The sequence below is a fragment of the Rhodonellum psychrophilum GCM71 = DSM 17998 genome, assembly GCF_000381545.1.
Lineage (GTDB): Bacteria > Bacteroidota > Bacteroidia > Cytophagales > Cyclobacteriaceae > Rhodonellum > Rhodonellum psychrophilum.
Map to the genome: position 1 here is coordinate 87,697 of NZ_KB906679.1, position 14,190 is coordinate 101,886.

Sequence of the window (14,190 nt, forward strand, 5' to 3'; positions counted from 1 at the left end):
CATTCACAAAACCAAAAAGTGATTTTGTTTCCAGGAAGGCTTGCCAATTTCTTCCTTCAAATAACCCAAAATAGCTGATTTCTTTTTGGCCAAAAGCGGAGAATCCGCTTTCAAATCCCTCTTTAAAAAAGAGAGTGGGAGTGAATGCGCATGGGTTAAACCCAGGAGCAATTGATCTAAAAACCAAAAACCATCACTAAAATTTCAATTTTGAGAACCATGAAAAAAAAGTTACCCAAACGAATGGTGTTTTACGCAAAAAGCACTTTCAGAATTCTGGCGCTGCAACTGGTTTTTTCCCAGTGGGTATTCGCAAATCAATCAAGTGAGCAGGACTCCAACCAGGACAAAACGCGTTTCGAAGAAACCGAAAAGAGGGGAGGGAATATACTAAATCCCAGAGAAATTCAGGCAGAGGCAAAAGAAAGTGCAAATGTCCAAATCCTGAACAAGACAAGCTTGGTGCAACAGGAAATCAAGGGAAAAGTCATTGATTTAAAAAGAAACGAGCCCATCGTGGGAGCCACCGTGATTGTGAAAGGGACCAATATCGGTTCGGTCACCGACTTTGACGGAAATTTCACCCTCTTGGTGCCAGAGGGAAGCAGGGAAATTGTGGTTTCTTATCTGGGCTATACCGCCCAAACCCTTCAAATTGGGAATCAAACCTTTTTCACGGTCAACTTGGAAGATGAGGGAGCCTTATTGGACGAGTTCGTGATTTTGGGTTATGATGTCCAGCGCAAAAAGGACCTGACAGGTGCTGTGGCCATCGTCAATATGGACGAAATTAAATCCTTACCCGTGGCAAGTGTGGAATCGATGCTTGTGGGTAGGGCTCCTGGCGTCCAGGTCTTGTCGGACAATGGACCAGGTGGGAATGTATCCATTAGAATCAGGGGTTTTGGGACAGTGAACAACAATGACCCACTTTATGTAATCGATGGAACACCGGTTTCCAATGGACTGAATTCCATCAATCCTCAGGATATTGAGTCCCTTCAGGTATTGAAAGATGCTGCGGCTTCTTCGATATATGGTTCAAGAGCCGCTAATGGTGTGGTGATCATCACCACCAAAAAAGGGAAGTCGGTCATACCTACGATTACACTAGATGCTTATACTGGATTTCAACAGGCATTTAACCTTCCCAAAATGCTTTCGGCACAGCAATATGGGGATCAATTGTGGAAAGCCAGCATCAATGATGGAAGAACTCCTGCTTCGGATGTGTATGGGAAAGATCCATTGAACCCAAGGATTCCCCAATGGCTCAATGCCAACCAAACCATTCCTTCCGCTGATGTGGATTGGGTCAATGAAATATTCAGAACGGCTCCCGTGCAATCCTACAACCTGACGGTGGCAAAAGGCGGAGAAGATTCCAACCATGTCTTGTCGCTTGGTTATTTCAATCAGGATGGTATCATCAAACACACAGGTTTTGACCGGTACTCCCTTCGGTACAACTCAGAATATACCCTCAAAAAATTCCTGAACATCGGTCAAAATTTCACGGCCTCTTTGACCAAGACCAATGATGTGGCCACCAATAGTTCTTTAGGGAGTATTGTCTATGATGCGTTTCAGTTTCCATCCATTGTTCCGGTAAGGGATATCAATGGAAGCTTCGGTGGCAATCCACTCAACGATATCAGCAATCCTCTGGGCAATCTTTTCAGACAAAAAGACAATACCAAAAACAGGATCAAGTTGATGGGAAATGTCTATGGGGATGTGAAAATCAATGACAACCTGAATTTCAGGTCCAATTTTGGGCTTGATTTTGAAAATTTCAATCAACGGTCTTTTGCGCCGATTTACAATGAGTTGCTTTCGCAAAGGGTTGTCAACAGCCTGTCCGACAATAGTTCTTTCTATTATCAATTGGCTTGGACAAACACCCTGAATTATAATAAGAAATTCGGCAACAGTACCTTGGATCTTCTTTTGGGCCAGGAATCGATTGAAAATTATGCAGAACTAAAAAGCGCTTCCAGAGAAGGCTTTCTGTATGAAGATCCCAATTTTCAATATTTAAGTTACGGTACACAAAACCAGCAAAACTCAGGGAGCGCCAGCAAATGGAATTTACTTTCCTTCTTTGGAAAGGCCAATTATGCCCTAAAAGACAAATATCTGTTTTCAGCCACATTGCGGTATGACGGTACTTCAAGATTGGCAAACAATAAATGGGATGTGTTTCCAGCTTTCTCAGCAGGCTGGCGCTTAAGCGAAGAAGATTTTCTTGATCTTGGACCAAAGGTAAATGAGTTGAAAATAAGGGGGAGTTGGGGCCGGACCGGAAACCAGCAGGTGCCCACTTATTCCACATTGGCAAGTTTTCAGAACAACATCAACTATTCCAATTATGCCATCGATGGTGCACAGGAAAATGTATCCATTGGCCTTGTGGAGACCCGTGTAGCCAATTCCAATCTGAATTGGGAACTGACCACCCAAAGCGGTGTGGGAATCGATTTGGAAATGTTTGACAATAAATTGGTGATCACGGCCGATTATTTCAATAAAACCACGGACAACCTATTGATTTATGCGCCCATCCCGCCGACTTATGGAGGAACAAATGATGGCGTTTGGACCAATGGTGGTAAAATGAGAAACCATGGATTTGAACTTGGGTCAAAATACAGCGGCCAAGCCGGAAATGTATTTTACAATGTAGGCTTGAATTATTCCTTCTACAAAAACAAGTTGGTGGAGCTGAATCCCGGAGTGAATTATTTGGGTATTCCCGCCTCTTCTTTACACAGTGTCAATTTTGGCCAGGAAGTTTCGCGAACGCTTGCAGGACAGCCTATCGGCACCTTCTTTGGATATGATGCGATCGGGATTTTTCAAAGCGAAGAAGAAATTGCATCCTATGGCCTCCAGCCTAATGCGCGTCCAGGTGATTTGAAGTTCAAGGATATCAATGGCGACGGCCTGATCAATGCCCAAGACAGGACAGCTATCGGCTCTCCACATCCGAAAGCGATCATTGGATTCAATACCAACCTGTATTACAGAGGATTTGATATGGCATTGTTCTTCAATGCCTCTCTGGGGCACAAGATTTACAACCTGACCAAGTACAAAACCTTGTTTTTCAACCAATCTGCCTACAACAAGTCCAGCGACATCATAAATGCCTGGTCTCCGCAGAATACACAAACCGGAATTCCAAGACTGAGTCTGGATGATCCGAATGAAAACATCCGACCGTCTTCCTATTACCTTGAAAATGCATCTTTCTTGAAGTTGAACAACCTTCAATTGGGCTATAGTTTTCCTGCAAGCGCTTTTCAAAACATGGAATTGAGGTTGTATGCACAGGCTTCAAACTTATTTACCATCACCAACTACTCAGGAATGACACCTGAAATCGGACTTCAGAATTATTCTTCCAACAGTAGAAACTTGGATATTGGAGTTGACAGGGGTGTTTATCCTCCATCCAGGACTTTTATGGTAGGTTTCAATGTCAAATTTTAAATTAAGAAAGAATGAAAAATCAACGCTATAATTTCAGCCGGCTATTGGTATTTATTGGAATATTGGGTACGTCTCTGGCCTGTTCTTCTGATTATTTGGAGGAAGTGCCCTATGGTGAGGTATCTCCCTCCAACATGTCCAATCCCGAAAATATTGAACGCGCCATCATCGCAGCCTACAGCAGCCTAAACGGTCAGTTTGACAATGCCACAAGTGGATTCAACTCTCCTGCTTCCAATTGGAGTTTCGGGGACGTGGTTTCTGACGATGCCTACAAAGGTGGGGGAGGAACCGGCGACCAAAACCAGATTCACCAACTGGAAATATTCAATACCACCCCGGTGATCACAGATGTGCAAAGAAAATGGTTGGCGCTCTATGAAGGGATCAAAAGAACCAATTATGCATTGAATCTTTTGAAAGATTCAGAAACATTTGATACGGATTTGAAATCGATCAGGGAAGGAGAACTCAAGTTTCTGAGAGGGCATTATTATTTCGAATTGAAAAAAATCTACAAAAACGTCCCTTTCATCGATGAATCGGTGGTGGAGATTCAGGATTTTTATGTGGGAAACAAAAGTCTTACGGACGAAGCCTTGTGGGGAAAAATTGAAGCGGACTTCAATGCAGCTTCAAGTCTACTGCCAATGGAGCAATCCGATGCAGGAAGGCCAACCAAAATGGCTGCGATGGCCTATCTCGCCAAAACGTACGTTTTCCAATCCAAATGGCAATTGGCCTTGACTGCTTCCAATGAAGTGATCAGTTCGGGGAAGTATAAACTTCATGCCGATTTTAGAGATGTTTTTTTACCGGAGAATGACAATAGCCGCGAGATCATCTTTGCTGTCCAGCATTCTGTCAACGATGGAGAGCCAAGGCATTTCAATGGATCCATCGGTGACAGACTTTCGGCACCAGGAGGTCCCCATTATCCCCAATATGGATTTCATCGGCCAAGTCAAAATCTAATTGCCAGTTTCCGGACAAATGAAAGCGGAATGCCTTTGCTTGATTCAAATGGCAATTCCGATTTCGTCGACCCCCGATTGGATCATACTGTGGGAAGGCCGGGAATACCCTATTTGGATCTTGATATATTGTATCAAGCCAATTGGGCCAGGGATCTTGCGACCTATGGTCAATTTTCGCCAAAGAAGAGAATAGTTTCACCACTGTCCAATTTTCAGGTAAAGGTGTGGCCGTATATCAGTTCACTCAATTATTATATCATCAGGTATGCCGATCTGTTGCTATGGAAAGCAGAAGCACAGGTAGAATTGGGTGATTTGGAAGGTGCTAGGGAGACCGTGAATTTGGTAAGGCAAAGGGCCAAATCCTCTCAAGTGGTCAAAAATCTTGGAGGAAACGCACCGGCTGCCAATTATGCAATTGAGGTGTATTCAGCTTCTTGGACCGATGCCGCCGTTGCAAGACAAGCCGTTAGATTGGAGAGAAGGCTGGAATTGGCCATGGAAGGGCATAGATTCTTTGACTTGGTCAGATGGGATATTGCGGATCAGGTGATGAATGCTTATTTCGATAAGGAAAAAACACTCAGATCCCATTTGACCAACGCCAAGTTCCAAAAAGGAAAACATGAATATTTCCCGATTCCGCAATTGTATATCGATATGGTAGGTGCTGAGAATGTCCTTCAAAACCCAGGATATTAGTGCTCTTTGATTTTTTTGAGAAGGGTGGCTCTTTTTTGGGTCACCCTTTTTTTTTTATGGGATGTGCTGTAATCGGATTTGGCTTTTATATTTTTTATAAAATTCCGGCTAAAAAACATGCTTATTTTTTATATTTAAACTTTATATAATTATATTCAATTCGGGAAACCGATTCTTTTATTTTTAAAATACAAGGGATTGGAGTCTGTTTTTTGGTTTTTTTTAAGGCTCTTTTTTAAATCTAAACCTCAGGAGGAGTGTCCGCTATGTTGATTATTGTGATGGGATTGCCCGGATCAGGGAAAAGTTATTTTGCAAGGAGATTGGCCAAGCAGCTCGGGGCGGTGTATGTGGGCAGTGACGAACTTCGGAGAAAAATGGGTTTGCTGGGAAAATACAAGATCGAAAACAGGATTTCCGTTTACAATGAAATGATCAAGACTTCCAAGGAGCTGCTTATCAAGGGGGAAGATGTGGTCATGGATGGTACTTTTTACCTTCAATTCATGCGGGATATGGCAATCTGCATGGCCAAAACCCTTTCTTTCGAGGTTTTCATCATTCTGGTAGAGGCAGAAGATACCCTGATTGGACAGCGACTTTCCATGCCCAGGGAAGACAGCGAGGCCGATCTGGCGGTTCACTATCAGATAAAAGGAGAGTTTGATCCTTTGTCGGAGCCCCATTTATTGATCCAATCCACGAATGAGAATTTGGAGGAGAATCTTGAAAAAGCAAAGCATTTTTTGGAAAAAGTCAATTGATGAAGCAAAGAAAAAGACAAGATGGACCAGGAAGAGGTTAGGGAATTGATGGCCAAGGGTTTTTTTATGGACAAACCCATAAATGGAACATTGGAAGAAACCAATATTTCCTGGGTGATTCTCAGCGCTACGCATGCCTTCAAGATCAAGAAGCCTTTGAAACTTTCCTTTTTGGACTATTCGACCCTTGCCTTGAGGAGAAAATATTGCGAAAAGGAAGTGGAGCTCAACCGCCGATTTTCCCCCATCTACCTCAATGCTTTTCCCATCAGGCGAAATGGAGACCAATGGGAAATTGGAGGCTTTGCCGGGGAAGTGATCGACTATGCCGTGGTCATGAAAAGACTGGTTAGTGGAAAACGAATGGATATCCTTTTGTCTAAAAACAAAGTCACCGAAGATGAAATCTCCATTTTGGCCGGGCAATTGGGCTTGTTTCACCATGCCTCTGTGAAAGTCAAGCGGCCATTTGAACTTGGGTCAGCTCAGGGGGTTTTCAACGATTTGATGTCCATCCAAGCAATCGCCACCAAGGAATTGGATGGTAAATACCAGGAATGGATACCGGAATTGGTGGCATGGAGCGATGCTTTTTTGACCAAAAACGAAGCGAGATTTCGCCAGAGGATAGAGAAGGGGTATATGCGGGATGTCCACGGTGATCTTCACAGCGGCAATATTTTCCTGTACAAGAAACCCATTCTTTTTGATTGCATCGAATTTTCGGATGAATACCGACAGATCGATATCTTGTATGAAATCGCATTTCTTTACATGGATCTGGAATTTTTTGGAAAACCTGAATTGGCCAAGAAGTTATTGAGGGTTTATAATGCTGTTTTTCCATGCTTTCCGGAAGCCCTTGACAAGGAGATTTTTAACTATTTCAAATGTCTTCGGGCCAATGTCAGGGCAAAAGTACATTTGCTCAATGCGCAATCGGCAAGCCACACCAAGTCAAAATCGCTACATCTACTCAAAGGAAAGGGCTATCTCGAATTGGCTATGAAATACAAGGATTCAATGTAGTGGATGGAAGAAAAAGCATGAAAAATCCTCAGAATAGATCCCAATTCCTTTGTTGATAAATTTCAAAAATTATTTATGGATTTTCGCTTTCATGCAAGAAGACGTATTCATTCCAAAACCAATTTTTCATGCAAAGTCCGCCAAGAGATAAAATCCCAATAGTTATCATTTGCCGGAATCCATTTCTGGTCTCCCTAAAAATCTTTGCGTACTCTGCGAAATACTTCGCGCGCGCTGCGTGAAAATATTCAGAACCAATTTTCGCGCAAAGTCCGCGGAGAACATCGCAAAGTCCGCCAAGAGATAAAATCCCAATAGTTATCATTTACCGGAATCAATTTCTGGTCTCCCTAAAAATCTTTGCGTACTCTGCGGAACACTTCGCGCGCTCTGCGTGAAAATATCCAGAATTATTTTTTCACGCAAATTCCGCGGAGAACATCGCAAAGTCCGCCAAGAGATAAAATCCCAATAGTTATCACTTGCCGGAATCCATTTCTAGTCTCCCTAAAAATCTTTGCGTACTCTGCGAAATACTTAGCGCGCTCTGCGTGAAAATATTTCAAAACCAATTTTCACGCAAAGTCCGCAGAGAACTTCGCAAAGTTCGCCAAGAGATAAAATATCAATAGTTATCATTTACCGGAATCTATTTCTGGTCTTCCTAAAAATCTTTGCGTACTCTGCGAAACACTTAGCGCGCTCTGCGTGAAAATATTTCAAAACCAATTTTCACGCAAAGTCCGCAGAGAACTTCGCAAAGTCCGCCAAGAAATAAAATCCCAATAGTTATCATTTACCGGAATCCATTTCTGGTCTTCCTAAAAATCTTTGCGTACTCTGCGAAATACTTAGCGCCCTCTGCGTGAAAATATTCCAAAACCAATTTTCACGCAAAGTTCGCCAAGAGATAAAATATCAATAGTTATCATTTTCCGGAATCCATTTCTGGTCTCCCTAAAAATCTTTGCGTACTCTGCGAAATACTTAGCGCCCTCTGCGTGAAAATATTCAGAATTATTTTTTCACGCAAAGTCCGCGGAGAACATCGAAAAGCCCGCTGAGAGATGAAATTTCAACCATTTTCATCAAGGAAAATCAATTTCCAGAGAGCGAAAAATCTTTGCCTACTCTGCGAAACACTTAGCGCCCGCTGCGTGAAAATATTCAGAACCAATTGAACAAGAAAAGCCTGCTAAGAAATAAAGTTTGAACAATTATGGGATTGATCCGGCCAATCTTGGATTTGTAGAAGGACTTCCCAATGGCAAATGGCTGTTTTTGTTTCAAAAATCCTTAAATTGAAATATGGTTTTTTAATCCAATTCATATTTAAATTAAATACTACTCAAATCAATATAAGTTACATAAAATCAATATACTATGAAATATTTTGCTCTTGTTATTCTAGTGCTGAATTTGACTACTCAATCGTTATTTGCGCAGCAAGGAATACTGGAGGAAGATATCCGCAAGGAGCTCTATGCATTGATTGAGCAATACAACGAGGCCAGGGACAACAAGGATACTTTATTGCTCAAGACCATTTTGACCCCTGAAATCGATCAGTTGGTTTCCTCTGGGGAATGGAGAACAGGCATCGATCAGGCGATTGATGGGATGATGAGGAGTTCCGCGGCCAATCCCGGCAGCCGAAACTTGATCGTTGATAAAATTCGCTTGCTGGATCAGGCTTCAGCCATTTTGGATTGCCGGTATGAAATCGAAAATCCGGATGGCCCCACCAGAAAAATGTGGAGTACCTTCCTGGCTGTCTTCACCGAAGGACGGTGGAAAATCACTGGAATCAGAAACATGTTGCCCACTTCAACCCAAAACTAACGCAGAGATGAAATCAACTTTCAACATTCAAGCCATTTTGATATTTTTATTCGTAATCAGCATTGGAACAATTGCCTATGCACAAAATATGAAAGGCCAAGAATCCAGAGATGCCCGTGTAAAAGAATTCTTGGAGCAAAATAGATGGCAATGGCGTGACCTGAATATTCCCTATGAAGATGGGCAGGTATTGTACAAGCTCATCATGGACAACAATTACCAATCCGCCTTGGAGATCGGCACTTCCACGGGGCATTCGACCATTTGGATTGCCTGGGCACTCAGCAAAACCGGTGGGAAATTGATCACTTTGGAAATGGATGAAAGGAGACAAAAGGAAGCCATCAAAAAACTGGAGGCTTTGGGACTTTCTGATTTTGTGGACTTCAGATTAGGAGATGCCCATCAAATCGTGAAAGAACTTGAAGGGCCTTTCGATTTTGTCTTTTCGGATGCAGACAAGGATTGGTATGTCCAATATTTCAAGGATACCGATCCAAAGCTCAAAAAAGGAGGACGATTTACGGCACACAATGTCTTGAACAATATCGGTGGAATCCGCACATTTATGGAGTATGTTAAGGATCATCCGGGATATGAAACCACAGTGGACAGGAGCAGTTCTTCAGGAATCTCTATCAGCCGCAAAAAATAGGGCGGGAAGAGAAATGGTCCAATACTGCCGTTATCAATTTTTTTAGGAGGGGAGGAAAAAAAGACAATCTTTTATACATGAATAGGGCTCCATGAAACCCTATTCATTGACCCTTACTGGACTTCTTTTTTGCGAAAGGTGTTTTCCCACAACCTAAAGCCACCTTCAAAAGCCAATTTGTTGTTTCCTAAGCGGCAACCTTTTGGGATTTTTGTAAGCAATTTGGAATTTCCGCCACCGATGACGATATCCTCGGGCAGGAATGCAGCGCTGAATTTTTTGATGATGGACAATACATGTTCCTGCCATTTTTCCTGTTCCATCCTTTCCAAACCCCGTAAACCAATGTAATCTTCGTAGGTGCCTTTTCGGTAGGGAAGGTGTGCCAATTCAAGCGGGAGGACAGTTCCATCAAATACAATGGCGGATCCAAGTCCTGTTCCCAAGCCCAAAAACAGCAAAACGCCTTCCTCGTATGAACCCAAAGCCTGCATGGCGGCATCGTTGATGATTCTCACCGGTTTTCCGAAAGCGGCATCAAAATCAAAAGAAGTCCAACCTTCGCCCAAGTTTTTGGGTTCGGTCATGATTTTTCCTTTTTTGATTACACCCGGATAGCCAATCGAAATGGCTTCAAACTCCCAATCTTGGGTGTTTTCCAAAACGGCAGCGACCATCTTTTCAGGGGTCATGAAATCTCCGGAAGGAATTTTCCTTCTTTCATCCTCATTGTTTGCCTTAACCTTGACGTTGGTACCTCCGATATCGATGACGAGTAGTTTCAAATCGTAAAAATTTTAAATGGGTGGAACATTGAATGGTGTGCTAAAATAAACTTCAATTTTGATATCCACATCAAAAATTAGGTTAAATAAATCATGTCCTCCAGTAATATATTGAAAAATAGAGAATTAATATTGACTTGTCGGGACTGCGCTTTCACCCTTTCTGGGATGAAGAGGATGCGGGATTCCACCTCCTGCGATTTCGAATTCTTCAAAATGGAGGGTCGATTGCATGGCTTGCTGATCAATAGAGGAGAACGTGAAGCACCGAGATGCAAAGTTTTATCCTTTTTTTAGTTCTAAAAACCAACAATCGTTTGATCATTTGAATTTTTTATTAACTTTGAATCGCAAAGTACTTTCAATATGAACAAGCAGCACGACCCATTAGCAACCCTGCACGAGATCCGGAATATCATGGACCGTTCTTCCCGCTTTATTTCATTGAGTGGGCTTTCTGGTGTGGCAGCGGGGCTGTCGGCACTCTTGGGAGCAGCGCTTGTAAGATGGCATTTCCTTGAAGAAGATATCCAGTATCGCGAGACACTCGGGCGCGAGTTGACAAGTGAGTCCATCGTATTTGTCCTTTCGATAGCGGCAGGCGTGTTTTTGCTCGCGGTCAGTTCGGCGATATATTTCACTGCACGCAATGCCAAAAGAAAGAGCCATCAGGTATGGGACAGCAAGTCCGAACGCATGTTGGTCAACTTGGCCATTCCCTTGGCTGCAGGTGGGATTTTCTGTGCAGCGCTGTTTTACCATGAATTGCCGTATTTGGTGGCTCCCGTGATGCTGCTATTTTATGGTTGCGCCTTGTTGAATGCCAGTAAGTATACCGTCAGCGATATTCGCTATCTGGGGATTTTGGAAATACTATTGGGCTTGTTTGCAAGCTTTTATCTGGGCTTTGGATTGTTGGCTTGGACGCTTGGATTTGGTGTCCTACACATCGTGTATGGTGCGCTGGTGTATTTCAAATACGAACGCTAGCAGGACCGTGAAAGATTATCTTGAAAATATCAACAAGGCATTTGAAAGCAGGGTGCGGCTGGGCATTATGTCAGTCCTGATGGTGGAAGAGCGCGTGGATTTCAGTACGCTCAAAGAAACGCTGGAGCTGACGGATGGCAACTTGGCCAGTCACTTGCGGGCCTTGGAGGAAGCGTCTTATCTGGTAGTGGAGAAAAAGTTTGTGGGTAGGAAGCCAAATACCACCTATCAAGCAACGGATCAAGGTCGTGAAGCTTTCAAAAACCATTTGGATGCACTGGAGCAGCTCATTTTGAACAATAGAAAGGAGGGTTGATATTTTTTTGACACTCAACTTTGAATTTCAAAGTACTTTATATGGTAATATTATAAGTATTGAAGCGTATGGAATAAATGAAAATCGGATGATCGTCTATTCTGCCACTGCTTACCAATTGGCTATACAAAGGGCTGGAAGCCGGGGGGCGGATGATAAATATCCTATTCATCTTCATTGCCCGGTCAGCAATGGGAGTAGGGGAATGGTCCGAAAAGATGGCCATGATATGAAATGCTTGACGATTGACCATAAATAACAATACTTAACACGCATATTAAAACCAGAAAATTGATGAAAACGAAAAACAAAAGATTGATCGGCATTGTACTCGCTGTAGCATTTCTATTGCTCCTTCCATTGATCGCAATGCAGTTTACAGAGGAAGTGGCCTGGACGCTGTTGGACTTTGTGGTCATGGGCGTGCTGCTCCTCGGTACAGGACTGCTGAGTGAATTTATCATCAGAAATGTGAAAAACCTGAACACCAGAATCGCCATCATTGGGGTGATTCTGTTGGGACTCCTCCTCATTTGGGCAGAACTCGCAGTCGGGATCTTCGGAACCCCTTTTGCGGGATCCTAAATTGGAAACCCATGAAAATTCAGGGCAAACACACACCAATATTCGTTTGGGTATTTGGAATACTTGTTTTTACAGTAGGTGTCCTGAATCTGATTTTGGTCCACCCTGTGCCAGGCTTGGTGTATCTGCTACTCTCCTTGGTCTATTTGCCTCCGGCCGCAGGTTGGCTCAAGGAGAGATTCGCTTTTACAATTCCGCTTTTGGTAAAAATCATTTTAGGCATAGCCATTTTCATGTTCACATTAGGGGTAAGTGACCTAGGGGAGATGATTGATGATTTTTTTTAATGATAACATAACTTCATTTCGAAAGCCCAAAAGGAGTATAGCCTTACTTTTAGGGAATTAAACCATTCCCATTTTATCAAATAAATCCATGTTGTTGATTCAAAACGATCTTCAGTTTGAGCGTATTTTCAATGAATACTGGGAGATAATGTACAAATCGGCTTTCAGCAGAATCAGGGAACAGGAGGTGGTGGAAGATCTGCTCCAGGAAGTTTTTATCGATATCTGGCAAAGGAGAACTGAAATCACCATCCAATCTACCCTCAAAGCCTATCTGCTCACTGCGGTCAAGTATCGGGTGCTCAAGTATATGGACAAGGCAAGGGAAAAAAGGGCGCGTGAAATTGAAGGCGCCGATGTTCCCTATTTGGATGTTGATGTGCTGGGGTTTGAAGACCTCTACCATCAATTGGAGGTGGTGATTGCCAAATTGCCACCTAGAAATAGGCTTGTGTTTCAAATGAGCAGATTGGAAGGGTTTTCTTCAGATGAAATCGCTGAAAAACTCGGGATTTCCCAACAGACTGTTCACAATCACCTCTCCAAATCCCTGACATATGTCAGAGCGGAAATGAAACATCTTGCCCCTGGGTTTTTGCTTTTTATCAATCTCTGATTTTCCCGATTAAGTATTCATTAACAAACCCATCAAATTGATAACAATTCAATAAAGATTTTGAGAGGTAGTGAATTTGTGTTTTGAGCACTCTATAGAGGAAGACTCAAGAGATGAGAAAGGAAAAATCCATAGCACAACACATTCAAAAAGTCCTGAGAGGTCAGGCTTCCCCACAGGAATTCAATGCTGTCAACGATTGGTATGATCATCAAGAAGAAGACGAACTTCTGATTCAGGATTTTAAGGGGCGTACAAAATCGCTTATCAGGAAAGAACTTTTTAACAAAATACAGCGAGGTCGGATTTCCAACGCTCCAAATGCCGGGAATCGGAATATCAAAAGAATATTTGGTATAGCGGCCTCTGTTGTGATGGTCATCGGATTGGGGTTTGTTTTATCTGAACTTACCCAAAAACCAAAAGTGGATTTCTCCGATAAAATCGCTTTCCAAAAAGTGGAGAACGGGGTCGGAATGGTAAAGAAGATCAGACTCCCTGATGGCTCCAGGATCCAATTGTTTCACAATACCACGATAGAATTTGATCGGAATTTTTCAAACAACAGGTTCGTGAAACTGGAAGGAGAGGCATTTTTTGAAGTGGTGGCCAATCCGAATTTGCCCTTCAGGGTCCAAACCGATGGTTTGACCACGGAAGTGTTGGGCACTTCTTTCACCATCAAAACGGCTGGTCTCGAAGAAACTAAAGTTTCCGTAAAAACCGGGAAAGTCAGCGTTAGCAATGCACAAACCAAATTTGAACTTCACAAAGACCAGCAGCTGATCTATTCAATAGGTGCCGGAAGAGTTCAGCAAATCACCAATCGGGATTTGGTTTTTGGTTGGGCCGAAGACAAAATAGTCTTCGAGAACAGCGATTTATTCAAGTTGGTAAAGGTACTGGATGCTTGGTATGGAATTCAAATAGAGCACAACCTATCACCAAACAATACCTGCAGAATTTCAGGCACTTATCTGAACATGAGTCTCGAAAATCTCCTCCAAGCCATTCAGTATTCACTTCCAATGACGTACCAGATCGATGCCAAAAAAGTAAACATTCAATTCAAAAACTGCAATTAAACGAAGATGGGGCTGTACCACCAGCCCCATCAATTTGTCCACTTCTAATTCCTTCAAAAATT

General features: G+C 42.7%; 14 protein-coding genes. 12 read left to right on the forward strand and 2 right to left on the reverse strand.

The window, feature by feature from the left end; all coding sequences use genetic code 11:
- The first annotated feature begins 219 nt into the window (after positions 1 to 219).
- From F824_RS0112265 to F824_RS0112305, 6 genes are all read left to right on the forward strand, one after another.
- Positions 220 to 3,495, forward strand: coding sequence for a SusC/RagA family TonB-linked outer membrane protein (locus F824_RS0112265; RefSeq protein ID WP_019598194.1), 3,276 nt, complete (start codon positions 220 to 222; stop codon positions 3,493 to 3,495).
- A gap of 11 nt (positions 3,496 to 3,506) precedes the next feature.
- Positions 3,507 to 5,174 carry a RagB/SusD family nutrient uptake outer membrane protein gene (locus F824_RS0112270; protein WP_019598195.1) on the forward strand — a complete coding sequence of 556 codons (1,668 nt, stop codon included), beginning with the start codon at positions 3,507 to 3,509 and terminating at the stop codon, positions 5,172 to 5,174.
- A 266-nt stretch (positions 5,175 to 5,440) separates the two neighbouring features.
- Complete coding sequence (locus F824_RS0112280; protein WP_019598197.1) at positions 5,441 to 5,938, forward strand: AAA family ATPase; 498 nt, start codon at positions 5,441 to 5,443, stop codon at positions 5,936 to 5,938.
- 21 nt (positions 5,939 to 5,959) lie between these two features.
- The gene (locus F824_RS0112285; RefSeq protein WP_019598198.1) at positions 5,960 to 6,967 is read left to right on the forward strand and encodes a hypothetical protein; all 1,008 of its coding nucleotides are present in this window, start codon (positions 5,960 to 5,962) and stop codon (positions 6,965 to 6,967) included.
- Positions 6,968 to 8,350: 1,383 nt separating this feature from the next.
- Positions 8,351 to 8,809: a YybH family protein gene (locus F824_RS0112300; protein WP_026333680.1), complete on the forward strand. Its 459-nt coding sequence runs from the start codon at positions 8,351 to 8,353 to the stop codon at positions 8,807 to 8,809.
- A 7-nt stretch (positions 8,810 to 8,816) separates the two neighbouring features.
- The gene (locus tag F824_RS0112305; protein ID WP_019598202.1) at positions 8,817 to 9,464 is read left to right on the forward strand and encodes an O-methyltransferase; all 648 of its coding nucleotides are present in this window, start codon (positions 8,817 to 8,819) and stop codon (positions 9,462 to 9,464) included.
- A 113-nt stretch (positions 9,465 to 9,577) separates the two neighbouring features.
- Here the strand turns inward: F824_RS0112305 and F824_RS0112310 are convergent, their stop codons facing one another.
- Positions 9,578 to 10,249, reverse strand: a complete 672-nt coding sequence (locus F824_RS0112310; RefSeq protein WP_019598203.1) for an ROK family protein — start codon at positions 10,247 to 10,249, stop codon at positions 9,578 to 9,580.
- 366 nt (positions 10,250 to 10,615) lie between these two features.
- Here F824_RS0112310 and F824_RS0112320 point away from each other — a divergent pair, with 366 nt between their 5' ends.
- Both F824_RS0112320 and F824_RS0112325 read left to right on the forward strand, forming a co-directional pair.
- Positions 10,616 to 11,239 carry a hypothetical protein gene (locus F824_RS0112320; RefSeq protein WP_019598205.1) on the forward strand — a complete coding sequence of 208 codons (624 nt, stop codon included), beginning with the start codon at positions 10,616 to 10,618 and terminating at the stop codon, positions 11,237 to 11,239.
- Between the two features lie 7 nt (positions 11,240 to 11,246).
- On the forward strand, positions 11,247 to 11,555 hold the full coding sequence (locus tag F824_RS0112325) for a winged helix-turn-helix domain-containing protein (RefSeq protein ID WP_019598206.1): 309 nt from the start codon (positions 11,247 to 11,249) through the stop codon (positions 11,553 to 11,555).
- A gap of 37 nt (positions 11,556 to 11,592) precedes the next feature.
- Here the strand turns inward: F824_RS0112325 and F824_RS28250 are convergent, their stop codons facing one another.
- The gene (locus F824_RS28250; protein ID WP_211218920.1) at positions 11,593 to 11,781 is read right to left on the reverse strand and encodes a hypothetical protein; all 189 of its coding nucleotides are present in this window, start codon (positions 11,779 to 11,781) and stop codon (positions 11,593 to 11,595) included.
- A 68-nt stretch (positions 11,782 to 11,849) separates the two neighbouring features.
- On the opposite strand from F824_RS28250, the gene F824_RS0112335 reads away from it, so the two are divergent.
- The 4 genes from F824_RS0112335 (at position 11,850) to F824_RS26820 (ending at position 14,128) form a co-directional block, all read left to right on the forward strand.
- The gene (locus F824_RS0112335; RefSeq protein WP_019598208.1) at positions 11,850 to 12,140 is read left to right on the forward strand and encodes a hypothetical protein; all 291 of its coding nucleotides are present in this window, start codon (positions 11,850 to 11,852) and stop codon (positions 12,138 to 12,140) included.
- 11 nt (positions 12,141 to 12,151) lie between these two features.
- Positions 12,152 to 12,427, forward strand: coding sequence for a hypothetical protein (locus F824_RS0112340; RefSeq protein WP_019598209.1), 276 nt, complete (start codon positions 12,152 to 12,154; stop codon positions 12,425 to 12,427).
- Between the two features lie 88 nt (positions 12,428 to 12,515).
- Positions 12,516 to 13,043 carry a sigma-70 family RNA polymerase sigma factor gene (locus F824_RS0112345; RefSeq protein ID WP_019598210.1) on the forward strand — a complete coding sequence of 176 codons (528 nt, stop codon included), beginning with the start codon at positions 12,516 to 12,518 and terminating at the stop codon, positions 13,041 to 13,043.
- Positions 13,044 to 13,156: 113 nt separating this feature from the next.
- Positions 13,157 to 14,128 (forward strand): FecR family protein, encoded by a 972-nt coding sequence (locus F824_RS26820; protein ID WP_019598211.1) that lies wholly within the window; start codon positions 13,157 to 13,159, stop codon positions 14,126 to 14,128.
- Positions 14,129 to 14,190: the final 62 nt, after the last annotated feature.